Origin of the sequence: Bacillus sp. 5mfcol3.1 (assembly GCF_900114335.1) — a bacterium.
GTDB lineage: Bacteria > Bacillota > Bacilli > Bacillales > Bacillaceae_G > Bacillus_A > Bacillus_A thuringiensis_S.
The window spans coordinates 867,885-889,289 of sequence record NZ_FOST01000002.1; the positions used below are offsets into that span (position 1 = coordinate 867,885).

Below are 21,405 nucleotides of genomic sequence, written 5' to 3' on the forward strand. Positions count from 1 at the left end.
ATTGGCAAGGGATTTTAGTTTTAAATTATTTTGTTTGTTTAGAAGTTGATCCGGCTTCTTTTGCATTCACTTTACTTCTTGTTCCTAACATAACTAAATAGCATAGTACGGCAAACAAGCAAGAAATGAATAGAGAATGTAACAATGCCATTGCTAAACTAGCGTTTGTAAATACAACTAAAATTCCTACTACAGCTTGAAGTGTAACAAGGATAAATGAAATGATCCATCCCCAATATACTACAGGTTGCTGTTTGTAATGACGAATAGCGAGAATCATCGCGTAAAGTATCCAAGCGAAAATTAACATTGCTGCAACTCTATGGCCCATTTGAACCCATTCATGTAGTTGAGTTGGCATAGGTCTGTTTTTGCTACATAAAGGAAAGTCTGGACAGGCTAAGCTAGCTCTTTCGTGACGTACTAAAGCACCTGTGTAGACGACGATATAACTGTAAATTGTTACACCATAAATATGAAATTTCATTTTTTTGTCCATAATAAGAGAACGTGCATCAAATTTTTGGTCAATTTCAAAGATAAGACACGTTAATAAAATGACAGAAGCAAATGAAATTAAGGAAATACCGAAATGGATAGCAAGTACAGCTGGCATTTGTCCCCAAACAACTGCTGCTGCTCCCATTAATGCTTGTGCAACTAAAAATACGAAGGATAAAATTGCTAACGTTTTTGTTTCACGCACATGTTTATAATATTTCCAGGACAAAATACAAAGGAGAGTGACAAGAATTCCAGCTGATCCTGATGTTAATCGGTGGCTAAGTTCAATAATAGTTTCCATTGATAAATTAGATGGAACAAATTCACCGTTACAAAGTGGCCATGATTTACCACAACCTTGACCAGAACCTGTTTTTGTAACTAAAGCGCCTCCTAATAAAACTATTAATAAATCAAGGCTTGTAATGACTGCTAACCATTTAATAAAGCGTTGCAATCTCTTTCACCATCTTTCTGCTATGAAGTTATTGCGAAATATTTTCATTCCATTATGTATAGAATAAAACGCGCTAGTTCCTATGATATATAAAAAATAATAAAATAGCAAAGAAATGGAGGGGAAAGGAAAGGGGGAGAAAACAGGTGTAAAAACAGGGTTCCTAAGGAAAAAATTAGGTGAAAAATAGGCTATTTTGAAAAGAAATGGGGAGAATACGTGTTAAATAGGATAAAATAGTTTATTATAGAAGGTAACATCATGTTATGATAAGGACAAGTCAGAATGAAGTTTTTTATATTCGACACAAAAAGTTCATGTTTTCTTCACAAAATGTTCGGGAAATATGATTTAATATATTGGAGTATGGGCGTAGATTAGTAGTAGAATGGGTTAACAATGTTTCTACTGTAATAATATTGCTATATAGAAGCGAATTATTTCATTTGAAATAGGCGCAAAAAGAAAGATGAAAGTTTTAAGAGGGGGTTAGAGTGATGAACCATGCAACAAGTGAGCTGCATGATGAGTCCGCTGTTACAAGTGTACCGGAAACAACTCGGATACAAGATTTAAAAGCACTCGTTAAAATGGGGATTGTAAACTCAAATACACTTACTGTATTTACAGGATTTTGGTTGGCATTACACTTTAATGGATTAAGTGTAATGGACAATCTGGATAAGTTATTCTTTACAATCGTTGGTTCTGGATTAGTTATGGCAGGGGTATGTTGCTTAAACAACTACATTGATCGAGACATCGATCCATTAATGGAAAGAACAAAGACCCGTCCAACGGTTACTGGAAAATATAAACCAGGATTTGCACTTACATTTGGACTAGTCATATTACTTCTTGGTTTTGTATTTTTATTATTAACAACACCAATGGCAGTCTTAATGGGATTTATTGGTGCTTTCACATATGTTGTTCTATATAGTTTATGGACAAAGAGAAAGTATACACTAAATACTGTTGTAGGTAGTATATCTGGTGCAGTTCCACCTTTAATTGGATGGGCAGCAATCGATCCATCTTTAGGTCATCCAATTGCTTGGATGTTATTTTTAATTATGTTTATTTGGCAAATCCCACATTTCCTTGCATTAGCGATGAAACGTGTTGATGAATATCGAAATGCAGGAATTCCAATGCTTCCTGTAGTTCATGGATTTGAAATTACGAAACGCCAAATTATGATTTGGACAGTATGTTTATTACCACTACCATTTTATATGAGTGGACTAGGGATAACATTTATGGTAATTGCAACACTGCTTAACATCGGATGGATCGCTTTAGGATTTTATGGATTCCGTAAGAAAGATGACATAAAATGGTCTGTGCAAATGTTTGTTTATTCCCTAAATTATTTAACAATCTTATTTGTATCAATGATTGTAGTTACATTCTTCTAAGACAACGACATAATTGGATTTCTTTACGTTGAGATTTACTTTACTTAACTATAAAGTACAATCTAATTCACAAGGAAAGTGGGGGTTGTTTGTATGAAGAAACAGTGGCGACTGCTTTCGTTCGTTTCACTGCTGGCTTTACTGTTAGGGGGATGCGGTAAAGCCTTTCAATCTACTTTAATTCCGCAAGGAGAAGTAGCAAAAATGCAATATGATTTACTTCTACTGGCGAGTGCAATCATGGTAGGAGTAGTACTAGTAGTTACTATTATTTTCTTGTATGTAATTGTGCGTTTCCGACAAAAGAAAGGTCAGGAAGATTATATTCCAGAGCAAGTTGAAGGAAATCACAAGCTAGAAATTATATGGACAGTTATTCCGATTATTCTTTTACTAATCTTAGCTGTTCCAACGGTTACATATACATTCAAACTTGCTGATGTAAGTGCGATGGAGAAAAAGAATATTGATAAAGATACTATCGTTGTTGATGTAACAGCGAATCTTTATTGGTGGGAATTTTCTTATAAATCAGAAAAGATAGTAACTTCGCAAGATTTAGTCATCCCCACAGGTAAGAAAGTGTATTTAAATTTGAAGGGTGCCGATATTAAACACTCATTTTGGGTTCCATCTTTAGCTGGGAAAATGGATACAAATACAGACAATGTGAACAAAATGTGGTTAAAGGCAGATAAATCGGGCACTTATAATGGTTTTTGTACAGAATTTTGCGGCCCATCACATTCTTTAATGCAATTTAAAGTGAAAGCTTTAGATGAAAGCGAGTACAAAAATTGGCTTGCTGATATGAAGAAGATTGATGGGAAGAAAGAAGTAGCTTCAACAAAGGCGCAAGAGGGCCAAGAAATATTTAATAAAAGCTGTATTGGTTGTCACGCAGTTGGATCTAATGATAGTAGACCACCTTCCGCTCGTATCGCACCAAACTTAGCAAACTTTGCGGATCGCGATATGGTTGCCGGTATTGCCGAAAACAATGAAGAAAACTTAAAAAAATGGCTGAAAGATCCTGAAAATATGAAGCCAGGAAACAAAATGACTGGCAAATATGGCAACTTAACGGATGATCAAATTGATGCATTAAATGCATACTTACAAACGTTAAAAGTTGAAAAGTAAAGAGGGATTATTCGCGAAGGGGAGGTTGAAAACGTGAGTTCTGTAGCAAAAAAACAGGGGATGGGTGCTGTCATATGGGATTATTTAACGACAGTAGACCATAAAAAGATTGCCATTCTCTATTTAATTGCAGGTGGATTGTTTTTTGTAATAGGCGGAATAGAAGCTCTATTTATTCGCCTTCAATTAGCGATTCCTAACAACGCTTTTCTTGTTGGGGATGCTTATAATCAAGTATTGACGATGCACGGTACAACAATGATTTTCCTCGCAGCTATGCCACTCGTGTTTGCATTTATGAACGCCGCTGTACCACTTCAAATTGGTGCACGTGATGTAGCGTTCCCGTTTTTGAATTCACTCGGATTTTGGTTATTTTTCTTTGGTGGAGTATTTTTAAATTTAAGTTGGTTTTTAGGTGGAGCACCTGATGCAGGATGGACATCTTATGCATCTTTAGCTTTAGCCTCTAAAGGTCATGGTGTTGATTTCTATGTACTCGGTTTGCAAATCTCAGGTATTGGTACATTAATTGGAGGGATTAACTTCCTTGTCACCATTATTAATATGCGTGCGCCAGGAATGACGTATATGCGTATGCCGATGTTTACATGGACGACATTTGTAACATCTTCGCTTATATTATTCGCTTTTCCACCGTTAACTGTAGGATTAGGACTTTTAATGTTAGATCGTTTATTTGGAACAAGTTTCTTTAATCCAGCATTGGGTGGGAATACAATTATATGGGAGCATTTATTCTGGATTTTCGGTCATCCAGAAGTATACATTCTTATACTCCCAGCTTTCGGAATATTCTCAGAAATCTTCGCGACATTTTCGAAAAAACGATTGTTTGGTTATTCATCGATGGTGTTTGCGACTGTATTAATTGGATTTTTAGGATTTATGGTATGGGCGCATCATATGTTTACTGTTGGACTTGGTCCAGTTGCTAATGCTATTTTCTCAGTTGCAACAATGGCGATTGCGGTTCCGACTGGTATCAAAATATTCAACTGGCTCTTTACAATGTGGGGCGGAAATATTCGTTTTACGACACCGATGATGTGGGCAGTAGCTTTCATTCCATCATTCGTCATGGGTGGAGTTACAGGGGTTATGCTAGCATCTGCACCAGCTGATTATCAATTTCATGATAATTATTTCGTAGTAGCACATTTTCATTATGTAATCGTTGGCGGTGTTGTATTTGGTTTACTTGCAGGAGCTCATTATTATTGGCCACTGATGTTTAATAAAGTATTAAATGAAACATTAGGAAAGATAACGTTTTGGCTATTCTTTATCGGTTTCCATTTAACGTTCTTTATTCAGCATTTCCTTGGCTTGATTGGTATGCCGCGCCGTTACTACACATATCTTGAAGGGCAAGGGTTGGAAATGGGGAATATGATTAGTTCTATCGGAGCGGTGTTTATGGCTCTTGGGACGATTGTTCTTCTATTCAATGTAATTAAAACGACAGTATCAAAAGAAAAAGCTGGTCGTGATCCGTGGGATGCACGTACATTAGAATGGACGATGCCAGCACCGACACCAGAATATAACTTTAAACAACTACCATTTGTTCGCGGATTAGATCCGTTTTGGATTGAAAAACGTGAAGGTAATAAAGAGATGACAGCAGCGGAACCAATTGGTGATATTCATATGCCAAATCCTTCGTTTTCACCATTTGTCATTTCTTTCGGATTGTTTATAGCGGCATTTGGTGCAATGTATATGCAGGGCGGAAAAGATAAGTTCTGGTTATTAGTAGCAATTATTGGTTTAATCATTACATTTGGCGCAATGTTCCTACGTTCAGTAATCGATGATCATGGATACCATATTCATAAGGAAGATTTAGATGATAAGGGGGGCAAGGCATAATGCATGTAGATGAAAAATTAACGAATGAAACATTTCCAGCAGAGCCTGAAAAAGCAACCCTTGAAGGGAAAAATAAGTTTGTCGGTTTTTGGTTATTTCTTGGAGGCGAAACAGTGTTGTTCGCTTCCTTATTCGGAACATATTTAGCATTAAAGAATTCTACAAATGGTGGACCAACATCTCAAGAAATGTTCCAAATGCCACTCGTTTTCATTATGACGATGCTTTTATTAACGAGTAGCTTAACAAGTGTATATGCGATGTATCACATGAAAAACTTTAACTTTAAGAAAATGCAACTTTGGTTACTAGTAACTGTATTGCTAGGTTTAGGATTTTTAGGGTTTGAGATATATGAGTTTTATCATTATACACATGAATTTAAGCATACTATGAGAAGTAGTGCGTTTGGCTCTGCATTTTATGCTCTTGTTGGTACACATGGACTCCACGTATTGTTTGGGTTGTGTTGGATTTTAACATTAATCTTTAGAAATGCGAAGAGAGGTCTAAATTTATACAATGCACCGAAGTTTTATGTTGCATCAATTTATTGGCACTTTATTGACGTAGTTTGGGTGTTTATTTTCACTGTAGTATATTTAATGGGAATGGTGGGATAAACAATGGCGATAAAGCAAACAAATAATCCTAAAGTTGATCTTGTTTATCGGAAGAGAAAAAGTGCGGAGGAAATGAAGCATCAAGTTATTACGTTTGCATTAATGATTTTTTTAACATTAGTTGCATTTGTAGCAGTGGCGTATCCAAAAACTTTTAGTCCGACTTTCTCTGTGCCATTTATTTTACTATTAGCAGTGGTACAAGTAATTTTTCAATTGTATTATTTTATGCATATGAGCCATAAAGGACATGAAGCAGCAAGTTTCTTTCTTTACTCTGGCCTGCTAATAGGGTTAATTACAATTTTAGCTTTTATGACAATTGTGTGGATTTGAAAAGTGAAATATAAGGGAGCTTGTGTTGTCACAGCTCCCTCTTCATATTATGGGATAACCTTACGAAGGTAGGTGTGAAAATGAGTAACTTGTGGATATTTGGTTTTCAGGCTTTATGGAGTCCAATTTTTTTATTATTTATGCTTTCGATTCTTATTGGGTACTTCTTAATTATTGGACCTTATAGAATGCGATTTGAAAATGCGACGAAGGTGAGTAAGAAGCAAATTTTTTATTTTACGACTGGTATTGTTCTTTTGTATTTTGTAAAGGGAGGGCCTATTGATTTAATTGGCCATATTATATTTAGTGCTCATATGTTTGAAATGGCAGTCATGTATATTGCAGTTCCACCGTTACTGTTGCTTGGTATACCAACTTGGTTATATCGTTACATTACTTCTTTTAAGTTCGTTCAAATTATATTAAAGGTATTTGCTAAACCACTTATTGCGTTGTTTGTATTTAACGGCCTGTTTTCTTTTTATCATTTACCAGTTGTTTTTGATACGGTAAAACAAAGTCAAATTGCTCATCCTATTTGTCTCGCTATATTGTTTTTTACAGCAATCATGATGTGGTGGCCGATGTTAAATCCATTACCAGAATATCAAACGTTAAGTGATATAAAGAAACTTGGTTACATGTTTGCTAATGGTATATTATTAACGCCAGCTTGTGCGTTAATAATTTTTGCGACAGCCCCGTTATTTGCAACGTATACGGATCCGGCTGCTTGGATGAAAGCGATGGAACTATGTGTACCAGCGGGCACTTTATCAGATTTAAATATAACGGGACCGGAATTTTTGCACTGGATGCCAGTAGTACAAGACCAGCAAACTGGTGGTATCATAATGAAAATTGTCCAGGAAATAGTGTACGGTACAATTATAGGCTATGTATTCTTTAGATGGGCACGTAGAGAACGTGAAAAGGATAAGGAGCAGTTGCAACAATTGCCGCCGTATTTACAAACTAAGTAAAAAAAGTGTATGGGATTCCATACGCTTTTTTTACTTAGTTTTAGTTTTTTATGAAAGATTGAATTTTCTAATTATTTATGTTAAGTTAGTGTAGGCGTGTACTAAAAGTGGATATAAAATTTACTACTAGCTTTCATGCGTAATAATTCCATATGTAGTGCAAGTTTTTTAGAGAGTTACAAAAATATATTGTTATCTTTAATAAACACGAACTATTTTAAGGGGGAATTTAAATGGGTAGTAGTGGAAGTATGGTAAAGCCGATTAGTGGTTTTTTGACAGCGCTAATTCAATATCCAGTACCAGTAGTAGAGTCACGTGCAGACATTGATAAACAAATTCAACAAATCATAAAAACAATTCATTCGACCAAATCAGGTTACCCTGGATTAGAATTGATAGTATTTCCTGAATATAGTACACAAGGGCTCAATACAAAAAAATGGACTACAGAAGAATTTTTATGTACAGTGCCTGGGCCAGAAACAGACTTATTTGCTGAGGCATGTAAGGAATCTAAAGTATATGGTGTTTTTTCAATAATGGAAAAAAACCCTGATGGTGGAGAGCCATATAATACAGCAGTTATTATTGATCCACAAGGTGAAATGATTTTGAAGTATCGTAAGCTAAATCCTTGGGTGCCAGTCGAGCCTTGGAAAGCTGGAGATTTAGGTTTACCTGTTTGTGATGGACCTGGAGGAAGTAAATTAGCTGTTTGTATTTGTCATGATGGCATGTTCCCTGAAGTAGCTCGTGAAGCGGCCTATAAAGGTGCAAATGTCTTGATTCGTATTTCTGGGTATAGCACACAAGTTAGTGAACAATGGATGCTAACCAATCGTTCAAATGCATGGCAGAATTTAATGTATACATTGTCGGTAAACTTAGCGGGTTATGATGGTGTATTTTATTACTTTGGTGAAGGACAAGTATGTAATTTTGATGGGACTACTTTAGTACAGGGGCATCGAAATCCTTGGGAGATTGTTACTGCTGAAGTATATCCAGAACTAGCAGATCAGGCTAGATTAGGATGGGGATTAGAAAATAATATATATAATCTAGGTTCAAGAGGATATGTAGCAACTCCTGGTGGGGTGAAAGAAAATCCATATACGTTTGTAAAAGATTTAGCTGAAGGTAAATATAAGGTTCCTTGGGAAGATGAGATTAAAGTAAAAGATGGATCTATTTATGGATATCCAGTAAAAAAAACGATTCATTCTTAGGGGAGGGAAAAAACAAGCGCATCATATTGATGCGCTTGTTTTTGTTAATCAATAATTTGAAGTTCTTTTAACTCTTTTTCGACATTTTGTAGGAGTTGTTCACTTTTTTGAAGTACATTCGTTGGGAAAGTCTCATCATCGCCATATTCAACGCCGTGAGGATAATAATGTTTTCCTAATAAGGGAGGGAGTAGTTTTACTTCAGCGTGTCTACTGCCAATGTCACCTTCAACAGCAACGCCTTGCACTCGCAAATAATAAACATCCTTTAATATTTCAAATTTATAATCGTATGTAACCCGTTCATAATCCCACTGTCCAGCAAGTACGAAGTGGTTGTTTTCCATGATTTCAGTTAAAAGAGTTAATTCAACGACGGCTCCATTAAATTTCGTATTTGTAAATTGCATATAATACCTCCTTTTTTAATGTTACACCATTATTTTTATAATAGTATGAATAATAAGAAAGTGCAATTCATATTGAGAGAAAAGGGATAATCCAGACTTTTTTCACAAAAATATGATATAGTGAAAAGAGTACGGTACACACAAAAAGAAAGAAAAGGATTTGTGTATATCTCAATTTTATGTTTTGTTCAGGAGGTATATCGTTTGAAGAAATTATTGCGTATCGTAATGATTACAATTTTAATTTTAGCTGTTGATTTATACGGGAAATTACTCGTTTCACAATATATATTAACCCCATCTCAATCAAAGCAAGAAAATAAAATTGTGAAAAAGAAAAAGCAAATTAAGGAAGACTCCTCAGACACTGTTTTAAATATGATTGGTGAAGACTCTGAAAATTTATTAGCGAAGTGGGGAGAACCCTCTCGAATAGAGCCATCTGCATACGGATATGAATGGTGGGTATACAATCAGGATTTAACTCAGTATGTTCAATTCGGAGTTTCTGAACGTAAAGTTATAACGGCGTACGCTGCTGGTGAACAAGTTAAGGTTCCACCTTATTATATAAATGAAAAATATGAAGAAGTATATAAAAAAAGTCCGCTTTCGCATGAAATTTCATTAAAAAGAGGGAAAAATAGTTATCAATTTGAACTATCTGATACCGAAGTCATGGAACAACCGTTAATACCTGTAGAAGATGGATGGGCGCAATTGTATTTTGATCAATTTACACATGAGCTTGTGGGTGTTCGTTATATGGATGATGAAACTTTATTACGCCAAAGACCATATCAGCTCGTTTATTCAGGTGAATTAATAGCAGAACAACCATTGACTCCAGAAAAGATAAAACAAGTAGAAAATGGGAATATGCAACAAATTTTTGATTTAACAAATATCATTCGAAGTCGTCATAAATTACCATTATTAACATGGGATCAGGAAACGGCAGATGTTGCTGTTGGTCACAGTAAAGATATGAAAGACAATAATTATTTTTCTCATGACTCACCTACATTAGGTACGCTAGGAGATCGTTTGCAGCGCGGGAAAGTAGGATTTCAACTTGCTGGTGAGAACATAGCGGCGCAACATAGTGATGGAATTGCGGCAGTGCAAGGTTGGTTAAATAGTGAGGGGCATAGAAAGAATTTATTAAATGAACAATTTACAGGATTAGGTGTTGGTGTATACGATAAATTTTATACACAAAACTTTATTCGAAAATAAAGCGAAACTGTAAGCGGTGGGGTGTTACATCACCTAATTAGTTACTTCGTATTCACTGAATTGTAGGTGGGAATCTGACCGTATGCAAATAGCAGAAAAAAAGGTGCATGAATCGTCTAAAAATAGGCGAACCATGTGCCTTTTTTTTCTTACTATATAGTAGATATACATGGAGAGGTGAGGATTATGCCAACAACAAAAGGGCCGTTACATCCATCGGTTCAACAGTTTAAAGAATTTGTAAACCATCACCCTAAAATGGTTCATGAGGTTAGAAGTGGTCACAAAACTTGGCAACAATTTTATGAAGAATGGTACTTACTGGGTGAAGAAGATCCAATATGGGCAACTTATAGACCGGATGGAGCGCCTGCGTTTTCTTCGGTAAAAGAAAATAAAAAAGAAGAAGATAATCGAACTGAAGAGGAAAAAACTGCTGATGTGATGGGGCAAATGCTTTCTTTTTTTAAAAAGTTGGACGTGGAACAAATGCAGAACCATTTAGCTAATGTGACGAGTGCTATTGGGAGCGTGCAACAAGTTATTCAGCAATTTCAAGGTAACCGTACGCAGCAAGAACAAAGTACTTCAGAAAATAACCCGTTTTTCTTTCAAAAGGATTAGGGGGAAAGATGATGAGAGCAGAAATTATGGAGTTTATAAAGGCTGATGAGGATTTATCTCGCTATATTAGAGAGCAACCGTACTGGTATAGAAAATTAACACGAAATCCTGAAGAAAAAGAGGCTTTTGAGTTAGCGGCGATGCAACATTTCAAAAAAACAATACCAGATAAAGTGGAAAAATTTCAAAATCAATTGGCTGTTGCTTCCATCATGATTGATATGTTTCAGTATATGAAGCAACAAAATGCAACCTAATTACAAGTGAAAAATATGTCCGTCATGCAGAACTTTTGTTACAATAGAGATTGATTATTTAAAAAGGAGTTGCAGCATGACGGAAATTTGTTTAGTACGACATGGACAAACTGATTGGAATTTTCAAGAAATTATTCAGGGACGAGAAGATATTCCGCTTAATGAAGTTGGTAAGAAGCAAGCGAGTCAAAGTGCAGCTGCTTTACAAGAAGAAACGTGGGATATCATTATAAGTAGCCCGTTAATTAGAGCGCAAGAAACGGCTAATGAAATCGCAAAGGCGGCTGGATTACAATCGATTTTATTAGATGATCGATTTGTTGAACGGAATTTTGGAGAAGCTTCAGGGAAGCCAGTTGCGACTGTTAGAGAGTTGATTGCTGAGGGTAAAGTAGAAGGTATGGAGCAAGATGAAGAGATTGTAGCTCGTTGCTTTGCTGCTTTAGAAGATGTTGCAACAACTCATTTTGGCAAACGTATTATTATTGTTGCTCACTCACACGCGATAAAAGCAATTTTACATGCCATTGAACCAGATGAAATTACATTTAAGACACCATTAAAAAATGCGTGTATTAGTTATGTGAAACAAAATAGTGGGAAATGGGATGTTCTTAAATATAATATAGCGGAACATATTAATGTATAAGTGTGTACGGATATAGTGTGAAAATAGTTTCATTATATCTTTCTTTTGAGTAAGTCACTTCAATTAGTAGTTCTAATCTAAATGTGGTATGATGGATACTCGGAGGTGTCTCTCATGATTGTAGCGACGCTAGAAAGCGTATTAATATTAGATAAGGCAGAGCAGCTTGCAAAAGCGATTATCTGTTCAGATATAGCAGAAGATTATCGTAAGTATTATAGAGAATTACATGAAGATATAGAACTTCAGACGTTAATTCAGCAATTTACAGCGATGAAAGAACGGTATGAGGAAGTACAGCGCTTTGGAAAATACCATCCTGACTACACTACCGTATCGATGAAAATGAGAGAATTAAAGCGTTCTGTGGACTTACATGATAAGGTTGCAGCTTTTAAAAGAGCAGAAACTGCTTTGCAGAAGTTATTAGATGAAGTTAGTGTAGCAATCGGTTCGGAAGTGTCTTCTTCCATTAAAGTACCAACAGGAAATCCATTCTTTGATGCTGGTGGCTGTGGTGGAGGTTGTGGTACTGGCGGAGGTTGTGGTTGTAAAAAAACGGGGTGATGTACCCCGTTTTTTAGAAGTTGGAAGAAAACGTATACAGAGTTTGTCCTGTAATGTTATAAATTTCTGATTGGTTTTCATAGAATATAAAATATATGTTTTTAAAAGGAGAAGATGGAGAAGATTATGTTCGGGCAACGACAAAGTATGATTGTTTATTTACATTCATTGAAACATGCCAAGATTTTAAGGAAATATGGTAATATACATTACATATCAAAACGATTAAAATATGCTGTAGTATATTGTGACATGGAACAAATTGAGCATATGATGCATAAGTTGAACAAACTTCCTTTTGTGAAAAAGATAGAACAGTCGTATCGCCCGTATTTAAAAACGGAATTTGAAAATTCCCGTCCTGATCGAGCAAAAGAATACGATTATAGCTAATAGAAAAAATCCCCTGCTAAATTTAGCGGGGGATTTTTTAATTGAAATAAAGTGTTATTTCATCGGAGGAATGAAATTGTTCATTCGTAAAATACCAATTAAATGATTAAAAAATAGTTCTTTTTCTGGGAAAGTTGTAGATGGCTTTACAGTAAAAGTAGCCACTTTTTTTCCGAGTTGCTCTGCCGTTTCTTCAAATAAAATGACACGTTTACTTTTTTTATTTTCAAATACAGGAATGCCTTCACGACATATGTATAATGGTTGGAAATCACCAGTAGTAGTTGGTTTTAATATTACAACAAGCGAACACACTCTTTTATCGTTTTTTATCGTTTCAAATTGTAACATATGTGCTATACGTTCTTGATTTGTTTTGGCAATTTCAAGTAATTCATATAAATCAGAGTAGCCTTCTCCGAGTTCTATAAAGCGTTGAATCATATTTTTTCCTCCTCTTTCTTTTACTGTACCATTTCACTTTTTAAATGAAAAGCACACAAAGAAAAAAAACCCTGCATAGCAGGGCCCTTCTTATACTAGCATGTACTAGTAAGAAGGCAAAGGGAGAGGAGAAACCGGAGGAAGAACTTATGGGGAAACGTAAGTCTTCTCCGCGGTTGGCAACAACATCGAAGGTGATGTTGTTATAATTATTTATGTCCAATCTAAATGAAGATATACATAATGAAATTAAATTTTATGTCAGGCTTTTTATTTTTCTTTTTTTTATTTTGTGATAGGATAAAAAAGATAAAGTGGAACTAATATACATATTGGATTCATATTAGTGAATGATGAGATGAATACATAAAAATAATGAGTGGTTATTTGATGCTGAGTTTTCTAATATTTTGGTGAATGTAATTTGTTAACGGTTACCAAAGTGGGAATGGCTTTCTATAATCGCTCGATAGATTGAAATAAAGGTAGTGACAACAGATGAGAGTAGTTTCAGGAAAATGTAAAGGACACCCACTTAAAGCGGTTCCTGGTAATACAACACGTCCAACGACAGATAAAGTAAAAGAATCTATTTTTAATATGATAGGTCCTTATTTTGATGGTGGTATCGCCCTTGATTTATTTGGTGGTAGTGGTGGCCTTGGAATTGAGGCTTTGAGCAGAGGGATCGATAAAGCGATTTTTGTTGATAGGGATAGTAAAGCGATAAAAGTAATTCATCAAAATTTAGAAAGTTGTAGAATACAGGAACAAGCTGAAGTATATCGAAATGATGCGGAACGTGCAGTAAAGGCGCTTATAAAACGTGAAATGTCATTCGATCTTATATTAATAGACCCACCATATAAAGAGCAAAAAATTGTATCTTTAATTAGTGTAATGGATCAACATGGATTGCTACATAGTGATGGATTAATTATGGCAGAGCATGGTAATGATGTAGTTTTACCTGATTCAATAGGAAAGCTTGTAAAAGTACGAGCTGAGAATTATGGGATTACTGCAATATCGATTTATAAGTATGAAGGTGAGGGGACAGAATGACAAGTATAGCTATTTCTTCAGGAAGTTTTGATCCAATTACCCTTGGGCATCTGGATATTATTAAAAGGGGAGCAAAAGTATTTGATGAGGTGTACGTAGTCGTTTTAAACAATTCATCTAAAAAACCATTCTTTTCAGTTGAAGAGCGATTAGAACTAATTCGAGAAGCGACAAAGGATATCCCGAATGTAAAAGTAGATTCGCATAGTGGGCTGTTAGTAGAGTATGCAAAAATGCGTAATGCAAATGCAATATTACGTGGTTTACGAGCAGTTTCTGATTTTGAATATGAGATGCAAATTACTTCTATGAATCGAAAATTAGATGAAAATATTGAAACATTTTTTATTATGACAAACAACCAATATTCATTTTTAAGCTCGAGTATTGTGAAAGAAGTTGCGAGGTATGGAGGGAGTGTAGTAGATCTTGTGCCTCCTATTGTAGAGCGTGCTTTAAAAGAAAAGTTTCAAACCCCGTTAAAGTGAACGGGGTTTTTCTTTATACGTGCGAAAAAATAATAAAATAACATATAAATATAGACAAAATAATGTGAAAATTGGTCCGTAATGTATAAAAGATGTCCAAATTTCATGTAGTATAGAAGGATGCTTGGATAAAAATACAGGAATATCTTTTTGCATAGGTGAGAAAGAACTTACTTTCTCATAAAATGGTGTCCAAAATATAAATGTAAAAATAGGGGCAAGAATACTTTGAATAATTCGTGCGAAAAAATAGGGTTTAAATCGGATGTCTGTTTCAGCTAATATGCTAGCAACTTGTGCCTGAATAGAAAGACCGCTAAATGCTAAAATGAAGCTTGTTACCATAGCTTGTTGTAAGAGGGGTGTTTCATTTATTTGACTAATCATTTGGCTTCCGAGTGTCATTTCGAAAACACCTGATAATATAGGTATACTAAAATCTGTACTTAGTTGGAAGAATGATAAAATATGTTGCATAATAAAAGAAAGAGCTGCTGTAATGTGGAATACAGTAATCATTTTATTTAACACAGAGAATAAAATAATAAATCCGCCAATCATAAGTAATGTTTGAATAGAAGAAACGATAGCATCCCCAAGTAATTTACCGATTGGTCTTTTTTCTTGTAAGCGTGTCTCGTGAAGAATTAAAAAAGGGTTTTGAAAGCGGCGTTTTTTTGTAGTGTGTGTATTATTTTTGTAAGCGGTATTATGGCCGTAAAAACGCATAATTAATCCGACAGCAAAGTTACTTAAATAATGGGCAGCCGCTAATATAATCCCTAATTTTGGATTATTAAAAAAACCGATAGACACAGCACCGAAAATAAAAAGTGGATTAGAAGAATTTGTGAAAGAAACGAGGCGCTCCGCTTCAATCTGAGTTAAAAGGTTGCTTTTTCGTAGTCTAGCGCTTAGTTTGGCGCCTGCAGGGAAACCTGAAGCCATTCCCATTGCCCAAACGAATCCACCTATCCCTGGAACGCGAAAAAGTGGGCGCATGAGTGGTTCTAATATAACGCCAATAAATTTTACAACACCGATACTAATTAGAAGTTCCGCAATGATGAAAAACGGTAGTAGTGAAGGGAATACAACTTCCCACCATATATTTAACCCGCGAATAGAAGCTTGTAAAGCGGCTTGGGGGTGGAGTACAAGAGAAAAGGTTAAAAAAAGCGTTGATATGGTAAGGAAAGCGGTTTTCCATTTTTCATACATGTAAGTAAATCCCCCTTTGTCCCAAAAAACGTTCATTTCAGTATACGTGGATACGTAGTGAATTTAGACCATAAGTATGAAAAAGGAATGAAAAAAATTAAAGGGTGAGAAAAATGAAAGAACCAAAGATTGGTTTAGCACTTGGGTCTGGAGGAGCGAAAGGGTTTGCTCATATTGGTGTAATAAAGGTTTTAAGGGAAGCTGGTATCCCTATTCATATGATTGCAGGAAGTAGTATGGGGGCGCTAATAGGTACGTTTTATGCGGCAAGTAGTAACGTTGAAAGATTGTATAAATTGGCATCTGTTTTCAAGCGGAAGTATTATTTAGATTTCACGGTACCGAAAATGGGATTTATTGCTGGAAAACGTGTCAAAGATATGATTAAAATGTTTACATATAATAAAAATTTAGAAGAGTTAGATATCCCGACGGCTGTTGTGGCTACTGACATATTGAAGGGGGAAAAAGTGGTTTTTACAAGTGGACCAGTTGCAGATGCGGTGAGGGCTAGCATATCTGTTCCTGGAGTGTTTGTACCAGAAAAAATAGATGGACGATTATTAGTGGATGGTGGGGTTATTGATCGTATCCCAGTATCGGTTGTGAAAGAATTAGGGGCCGATATTGTTATCGCTGTGGATGTGTCTCCAATTAAGGTGAATGGCGATGTTACGTCCATTTATGACGTAATCATGCAAAGTATAGAAATTATGCAGCATGAGCTTGTAATGAATCGGCAAATTGCATCGGATTTAATGATGCGACCAGCTGTAGAGCAATTTAGTTCACGTGCTTTTACAAACATTGAAGACATTATTCGAGTTGGAGAAGTAGAAGCGGAAAAACATGTTTCAAATATTTATTTATTAATTGAGCAGTGGAAGGAGAAACATAATGTTTAAGCGTTTTCGGTTTATATATGCAATCTTAATAGGGGTTATATTGGCGATGTTACTTGTTTACGTGCGTTTACCGTATTATGTAACAAAACCAGGAATGGCTGCCAAATTAGAGCCTTACGTTCAAGTTGAGGGTGGAACGAAAGAATCTGGTGATTTTATGCTTGTTACGGTTTCAATGGGACCAGCAAATGTGGTGAATTTAATAGCGGCACAGTTTAATAAATATACACATATTTCAAAAGCGGAAGAAATATTGCAAAAAGGTGAGAGTGATGAAGAATATCAATTTCGCCAAAATTATGCGATGAAAGATTCACAAAATGCAGCAATTTATAATGCATATAAACGTGCAAATCGCTCCGTTTCTTTTGAAAATAAAGGTGTATTAGTTGCTGGTGTGGCAAAAGGAATGCCGTCAGAAGGAAAGCTTAAGCTTGGTGATGTTATTATAGCTGTTGATGGAAAAACATTTGAAAAGACGGAGCAATTTATTGAATATATGACTGGGAAAAAAGAAAGCGATGCTGTAAGTATTGAGTACATGAGAAATGGAAAACAATTGAAAGAAAATTTAAATGTAAAGACGATTCCTAATGGGAATGGACGTGTCGGTATAGGTGTTTCTATCGTTACGGAAAGAGAATTAGTGGTCGATCCGAAAGTGAAAATTAATTCTCATGAAATTGGTGGACCATCCGCAGGTTTAATGTTCACATTAGAAATATATAATCAACTTGTGGAAGAAGACTTAACAAAAGGACATGAAATAGCTGGAACAGGTACAATTAATGAAAAAGGAGAAGTTGGCCCGATTGGTGGTATAAATCAAAAAGTGGTGGCTGCTAGCGATGCTGGGGCTGAGGTGTTCTTTGCGCCAAATGAAAAAGGAGCGGAGAAATCGAACTATAAAAATGCACTTGAGACTGCAAAGGACATTAAAACAAAAATGAAAATTGTACCAGTGGATACGCTGGATGATGCGTTAACATATTTAGAAAAGATGGATAAGGAAAAAACCTCTCTGAAATAGAGAGGTTTTTTTATAGGAATTTTGTAGTTGTTTCATCATAGCGAATAGGATGGTGTGTTATATCCTGTTTTAATAGTTGCGTGCGTAACGGTTCGTGCATGATGGAGAAATATACAGAGTTTGCTTTTTTCTCTATATCTAAAGCAGCATGGTCAAATGTTTTTGTATGAGTAAGGATTGGAAGTTCGATTTTTTTCTTGTTTTTTGAAAGATAAGTTTGTCCTTTTTGTGACATGCCTAGCAGGCGGATATATGGTGCATGTTGTTCTATATTTGCGCTACGTATTTCCTCTTTTGTTGTGTTTGTTAAAATGTGTGTACAAGCTCTTTGTAGTCTAGTCCATGTATAACGTTTTGTTTTTAATGCTTCCATGAATGAATAGAAGGAGGAACTGTTTTGTATTTTTGATAAAATACGATGCTCTAAACCTTCTTCTATTTCATATATATGTCGTAAGTCTCCTGAAGACATTGTCATGAGTTTATATTTAAAAAATGAAAAGTATTGTTCCCAATTATGTAATATCCCGTAGTTTTGTTTGTAATTTGCTAAAAGCGAAGTGGTTGCCTGTGGGAGAAAAGGTTCAATTGTTGTAAATGATCCTTCTTCGCTAAAGAGTTGTTTCCGAATGCTTGTCGCGCTTGCAATATGTTGGTCATTAAATGTTTCATCATGATAATGAGAGGCGAATCTTTTTATAGTTTGAGCTTGTATAGAGCTATTTTGTGACAGAATTGCTTTCATATATTGGAAGCCTAAAATATTATTTGGTTGTGACATATCTATGTTTTTTTCGGATGTTAAAATGTGTGAAAAAGCATCCGATGTTGCTTTTGCATAACTATTTCCAGCGTCCATGAATTGTTTTACAAGGCAGTTAAAAGTCTCTTCTTCGTTTTTTTGTACGGAGATGGTATTATAAAAATTTTCGATTTGTCCATCCTCACTACCGAAACAAATTTCAGAAACATGTAGGGCATTTAAAATGGAAATAGCACCATTTGCGAAGGTTTCAGCCTTTTGTGTTGCAAAGACGTATGGAAGCTCTACAACAAGGTCTACGCCGTTTGCTAAGGCCATTTTAGTGCGATACCATTTGGAAATGAGTGCGGGCTCACCACGCTGTAAAAAAGGACCACTCATAACGGCAATTATTATATCGGATTGTGTTAACTTTTTTGTCTGTTGCACATGATAAAGGTGACCGTTATGAAAAGGGTTATATTCAACAACAATACCACCAGCTTTTATGGTAATCTCTCCTTTCGATGTAGCATCTTTTTGAAAAACGTGATACTCTATATATTATTTACTATGATGACTTCATTATAGTGTAAAGAAAAAACATTGACAAATATAAAATGGCTAGCTATAATTTTGTTTGTTGCCTTGAGGTGATATGATATGAAATGGTCCATCCATCAATTGAATAAATTGAGAAATAAAGGATTGACATTGGATGAGATGGTAGATGTAAGTGAGCTAAAAGAGGTCGAGAAAGATATTCGTGAAATTAATCCTGTTCATGTAACGGGAAGAGTTGATTTTGGCTCCGGTAAGTTTACGTTTCATCTACATATAACTGGAAGCATGGTTTTACCATGTTCTCGCTCTTTAGTAGATGTGACATTACCATTTGACATTAAAACAACTGAGGTGTTCCAAACTTCACAAGAAGAATTTGAAGCTGAAGCTGAAATTCATTGTTTAGAAGGAGAAGTACTTGACTTACTGCCCGTAATCAAGGAAAATATACTTTTGGAGATTCCAATGCAAATTTTCAGTGATGATGTTTCTGGTGGAGCACCGACGCAAGGTCAAGACTGGCAAGTGATTTCGGAAGAAGACAAAGAAAAGACTGTTGATCCAAGATTGGCAGGACTTGCAAAGTTTTTTGACAAATAATCGGAAGACTGGTTCAGGCCTTCATATGAAAATAACTATTTCTTTTAAGGAGGTGGGAAGAATGGCTGTACCTTTTAGAAGAACTTCTAAAACAGTAAAAAGAAAGCGTCGTACGCATTTCAAATTATCAGTACCTGGTATGGTAGAGTGCCCAAGCTGTGGTGAAGCGAAATTAGCTCACCGTGTATGTAAAGCATGCGGTACTTACAAAGGTAAAGAAGTAATCAGCAAGTAATTGTGGGAAAATAAACGCAGAAGATATCTTCTGCGTTTATTTTTTTTGTCTTAATCTTTAGTTGTTGTATTCTATCTTTTCTAGTAACTGCATATGCTTAATAAAAAATGCATAGGGAGGACTAGAGAAATGGCGACAACAAGACAAGATGCTTGGACTGATGATGAAGATTTGCTTCTGGCAGAAGTAGTACTCCGGCATATTCGAGAAGGTGGAACACAACTTTCTGCCTTTAAGGAAGTGGGGAAAAATTTATCTCGTACACCAGCAGCATGTGGATTTAGATGGAATTCTTACGTAAGAAAGCAATATAAAGAACGTATTGAGGAAGCGAAGCAACTTCGTAAAGTAGAAAATTATGAAGTGAAAGAGACAAAAGTGTTAGAACCTACGTCAATTACGTTGAATGATGTTATTGATTTCTTGCAAAATTATAAAGATGAAAACTCTTTAACGGTGTTGCAACAACAAGTTGAATCATTACAAACAGAAAGAGAGCGTCTTCTGGAGCGATTATCAGTATATGAGGAAGAGTATAGAACATTGCTTGATTATATCGATCAAAAAAGAAGTGTAATGGTAGCGGAAAGAAACAATGCTCGCTCGACTGAGAAGTTAGAGAAGCTTAAGAAATAAAAAAACAGCTGTTATACAGCTGTTTTTTTTATTTCTTAAGCCGATTCTTCATTTGTAACCGCATTCAAATTTGTTTCTGGATGCCAAATATAAAAATCTCCATCAGTTACTGATACGGGGCTGAAATTTAATTTATCCCAAAAACCAGCTGAATGAATACGCGCTATCGTTTTAATAGGAAATTGGAGTTGTTTCGCATGATTTACAAGCATTTGTCCGAATCCTTGTTTTTGAAAAGTTGGTAATACTTCAAGTTTATAAAGTTCTAGGTAAGGACCTGTAATTTCGAATGGTTCTCCGCCGTTTCTTTTCATATATAGACTCATACGTGCGATTAGTGATCCGCCATAATAAATACCGTAAAATGGAGATTCACTGTCGTTTTCAATAATGTTTGCTTGCAATTCTTCCAGCATAGATAGTTCCTGGGCTCCGCACCCTTTAAATTTTTTGAATTCATCTAACGTTTTATAATTGATGAGCAAGCGCTCAACTTTTGGGAATCCCATTACATCACATCCTTTTCTTATCTCGTTGAATGCAGAAAAGTAAAAATATTTATAATAATAGTATAACTCATTTTTTTATTTTTATGAAGAAGATAGTATATTTCTTTTATTATTTTTTTGAGGATTTGCTAAACTAAGAGTATAAGCGTATTAATAGGCAGTATATACATAGTGAAAAGTGAGAGTGTATTTGTTTGGCAGAGGACAACGAAATTATAGGGTGTGCTTA

At 35.4% G+C, this 21,405-nt stretch carries 26 protein-coding genes; 20 read left to right on the forward strand and 6 right to left on the reverse strand.

Annotated elements, in window-relative coordinates; all coding sequences use genetic code 11:
• Positions 1 to 25 precede the first annotated feature (25 nt).
• Entirely contained in the window at positions 26 to 961 is a 936-nt protein-coding gene (ctaA, locus tag BM089_RS14015) for a heme A synthase (protein WP_001188740.1), read from the reverse strand.
• 497 nt (positions 962 to 1,458) lie between these two features.
• Between ctaA and ctaB the strand changes: the two genes are divergently transcribed.
• The 7 genes from ctaB (at position 1,459) to BM089_RS14050 (ending at position 8,598) form a co-directional block, all read left to right on the forward strand.
• Complete coding sequence (gene ctaB, locus BM089_RS14020) at positions 1,459 to 2,382, forward strand: protoheme IX farnesyltransferase (RefSeq protein ID WP_001015053.1); 924 nt, start codon at positions 1,459 to 1,461, stop codon at positions 2,380 to 2,382.
• Positions 2,383 to 2,475: 93 nt separating this feature from the next.
• Entirely contained in the window at positions 2,476 to 3,525 is a 1,050-nt protein-coding gene (gene coxB / locus BM089_RS14025; RefSeq protein WP_000745273.1) for a cytochrome c oxidase subunit II, read from the forward strand.
• A gap of 60 nt (positions 3,526 to 3,585) precedes the next feature.
• A complete protein-coding gene (gene ctaD / locus BM089_RS14030) occupies positions 3,586 to 5,421 on the forward strand; it encodes a cytochrome c oxidase subunit I (protein ID WP_170924972.1) in 1,836 nt (611 codons plus the stop codon).
• Positions 5,421 to 6,044, forward strand: coding sequence for a cytochrome c oxidase subunit III (ctaE, locus tag BM089_RS14035; protein ID WP_000557861.1), 624 nt, complete (start codon positions 5,421 to 5,423; stop codon positions 6,042 to 6,044). Before ctaD ends, ctaE begins: the two co-directional genes overlap by 1 nt.
• 3 nt (positions 6,045 to 6,047) lie before the next feature.
• A complete protein-coding gene (gene ctaF / locus BM089_RS14040) occupies positions 6,048 to 6,380 on the forward strand; it encodes a cytochrome c oxidase subunit IVB (RefSeq protein ID WP_000985703.1) in 333 nt (110 codons plus the stop codon).
• An 80-nt stretch (positions 6,381 to 6,460) separates the two neighbouring features.
• The gene (gene ctaG, locus BM089_RS14045) at positions 6,461 to 7,366 is read left to right on the forward strand and encodes a cytochrome c oxidase assembly factor CtaG (protein WP_000069031.1); all 906 of its coding nucleotides are present in this window, start codon (positions 6,461 to 6,463) and stop codon (positions 7,364 to 7,366) included.
• A gap of 233 nt (positions 7,367 to 7,599) precedes the next feature.
• Complete coding sequence (locus tag BM089_RS14050) at positions 7,600 to 8,598, forward strand: formamidase (protein WP_000535802.1); 999 nt, start codon at positions 7,600 to 7,602, stop codon at positions 8,596 to 8,598.
• Positions 8,599 to 8,642: 44 nt separating this feature from the next.
• Here BM089_RS14050 and BM089_RS14055 read toward each other — a convergent pair whose 3' ends face one another.
• Positions 8,643 to 9,008 carry a YugN family protein gene (locus tag BM089_RS14055; protein ID WP_001160948.1) on the reverse strand — a complete coding sequence of 122 codons (366 nt, stop codon included), beginning with the start codon at positions 9,006 to 9,008 and terminating at the stop codon, positions 8,643 to 8,645.
• A gap of 204 nt (positions 9,009 to 9,212) precedes the next feature.
• Between BM089_RS14055 and BM089_RS14060 the strand changes: the two genes are divergently transcribed.
• The 6 genes from BM089_RS14060 to BM089_RS14085 all read left to right on the forward strand — a co-directional run bounded on the left by BM089_RS14060 (position 9,213) and on the right by BM089_RS14085 (position 12,737).
• The gene (locus BM089_RS14060) at positions 9,213 to 10,247 is read left to right on the forward strand and encodes a CAP domain-containing protein (RefSeq protein ID WP_000735387.1); all 1,035 of its coding nucleotides are present in this window, start codon (positions 9,213 to 9,215) and stop codon (positions 10,245 to 10,247) included.
• 186 nt (positions 10,248 to 10,433) lie between these two features.
• Complete coding sequence (locus tag BM089_RS14065; RefSeq protein ID WP_001143345.1) at positions 10,434 to 10,871, forward strand: YlbD family protein; 438 nt, start codon at positions 10,434 to 10,436, stop codon at positions 10,869 to 10,871.
• Positions 10,872 to 10,882: 11 nt separating this feature from the next.
• On the forward strand, positions 10,883 to 11,128 hold the full coding sequence (locus tag BM089_RS14070) for a YlbE-like family protein (RefSeq protein WP_001200990.1): 246 nt from the start codon (positions 10,883 to 10,885) through the stop codon (positions 11,126 to 11,128).
• A 76-nt stretch (positions 11,129 to 11,204) separates the two neighbouring features.
• Positions 11,205 to 11,777: a histidine phosphatase family protein gene (locus BM089_RS14075; RefSeq protein WP_000134944.1), complete on the forward strand. Its 573-nt coding sequence runs from the start codon at positions 11,205 to 11,207 to the stop codon at positions 11,775 to 11,777.
• A gap of 114 nt (positions 11,778 to 11,891) precedes the next feature.
• A complete protein-coding gene (locus BM089_RS14080) occupies positions 11,892 to 12,344 on the forward strand; it encodes a YlbF/YmcA family competence regulator (RefSeq protein ID WP_000634361.1) in 453 nt (150 codons plus the stop codon).
• A 126-nt stretch (positions 12,345 to 12,470) separates the two neighbouring features.
• Positions 12,471 to 12,737, forward strand: a complete 267-nt coding sequence (locus tag BM089_RS14085) for a YlbG family protein (protein WP_002082261.1) — start codon at positions 12,471 to 12,473, stop codon at positions 12,735 to 12,737.
• Positions 12,738 to 12,791: 54 nt separating this feature from the next.
• Here the strand turns inward: BM089_RS14085 and BM089_RS14090 are convergent, their stop codons facing one another.
• Positions 12,792 to 13,181, reverse strand: coding sequence for a DUF7147 family protein (locus BM089_RS14090; protein WP_090977168.1), 390 nt, complete (start codon positions 13,179 to 13,181; stop codon positions 12,792 to 12,794).
• Positions 13,182 to 13,679: 498 nt separating this feature from the next.
• Here BM089_RS14090 and rsmD point away from each other — a divergent pair, with 498 nt between their 5' ends.
• The gene (rsmD, locus tag BM089_RS14095) at positions 13,680 to 14,246 is read left to right on the forward strand and encodes a 16S rRNA (guanine(966)-N(2))-methyltransferase RsmD (protein ID WP_001266976.1); all 567 of its coding nucleotides are present in this window, start codon (positions 13,680 to 13,682) and stop codon (positions 14,244 to 14,246) included.
• Entirely contained in the window at positions 14,243 to 14,734 is a 492-nt protein-coding gene (coaD, locus tag BM089_RS14100) for a pantetheine-phosphate adenylyltransferase (RefSeq protein WP_000200601.1), read from the forward strand. The genes rsmD and coaD overlap by 4 nt, the downstream gene beginning before the upstream one ends.
• Here coaD and ylbJ read toward each other — a convergent pair.
• Positions 14,726 to 15,955 carry a sporulation integral membrane protein YlbJ gene (ylbJ, locus tag BM089_RS14105; RefSeq protein WP_000273089.1) on the reverse strand — a complete coding sequence of 410 codons (1,230 nt, stop codon included), beginning with the start codon at positions 15,953 to 15,955 and terminating at the stop codon, positions 14,726 to 14,728. The genes coaD and ylbJ overlap by 9 nt on opposite strands.
• A gap of 113 nt (positions 15,956 to 16,068) precedes the next feature.
• On the opposite strand from ylbJ, the gene BM089_RS14110 reads away from it, so the two are divergent.
• Both BM089_RS14110 and BM089_RS14115 read left to right on the forward strand, forming a co-directional pair.
• Complete coding sequence (locus BM089_RS14110; protein WP_000662590.1) at positions 16,069 to 16,860, forward strand: patatin-like phospholipase family protein; 792 nt, start codon at positions 16,069 to 16,071, stop codon at positions 16,858 to 16,860.
• Entirely contained in the window at positions 16,853 to 17,890 is a 1,038-nt protein-coding gene (locus BM089_RS14115; protein ID WP_000476299.1) for a SepM family pheromone-processing serine protease, read from the forward strand. Before BM089_RS14110 ends, BM089_RS14115 begins: the two co-directional genes overlap by 8 nt.
• A gap of 10 nt (positions 17,891 to 17,900) precedes the next feature.
• On the opposite strand, the gene BM089_RS14120 is transcribed toward BM089_RS14115, so the two are convergent.
• Positions 17,901 to 19,082 carry a nucleotidyltransferase gene (locus BM089_RS14120; protein WP_254791360.1) on the reverse strand — a complete coding sequence of 394 codons (1,182 nt, stop codon included), beginning with the start codon at positions 19,080 to 19,082 and terminating at the stop codon, positions 17,901 to 17,903.
• 213 nt (positions 19,083 to 19,295) lie between these two features.
• Between BM089_RS14120 and BM089_RS14125 the strand changes: the two genes are divergently transcribed.
• The 3 genes from BM089_RS14125 to BM089_RS14135 all read left to right on the forward strand — a co-directional run bounded on the left by BM089_RS14125 (position 19,296) and on the right by BM089_RS14135 (position 20,667).
• Positions 19,296 to 19,796 carry a YceD family protein gene (locus BM089_RS14125; RefSeq protein ID WP_090977172.1) on the forward strand — a complete coding sequence of 167 codons (501 nt, stop codon included), beginning with the start codon at positions 19,296 to 19,298 and terminating at the stop codon, positions 19,794 to 19,796.
• Positions 19,797 to 19,857: 61 nt separating this feature from the next.
• Entirely contained in the window at positions 19,858 to 20,031 is a 174-nt protein-coding gene (gene rpmF / locus BM089_RS14130) for a 50S ribosomal protein L32 (RefSeq protein WP_001984764.1), read from the forward strand.
• Between the two features lie 129 nt (positions 20,032 to 20,160).
• Positions 20,161 to 20,667 carry an RsfA family transcriptional regulator gene (locus BM089_RS14135; RefSeq protein ID WP_000246469.1) on the forward strand — a complete coding sequence of 169 codons (507 nt, stop codon included), beginning with the start codon at positions 20,161 to 20,163 and terminating at the stop codon, positions 20,665 to 20,667.
• 35 nt (positions 20,668 to 20,702) lie between these two features.
• Here BM089_RS14135 and BM089_RS14140 read toward each other — a convergent pair whose 3' ends face one another.
• On the reverse strand, positions 20,703 to 21,176 hold the full coding sequence (locus BM089_RS14140) for an N-acetyltransferase (RefSeq protein ID WP_000506690.1): 474 nt from the start codon (positions 21,174 to 21,176) through the stop codon (positions 20,703 to 20,705).
• Positions 21,177 to 21,405: the final 229 nt, after the last annotated feature.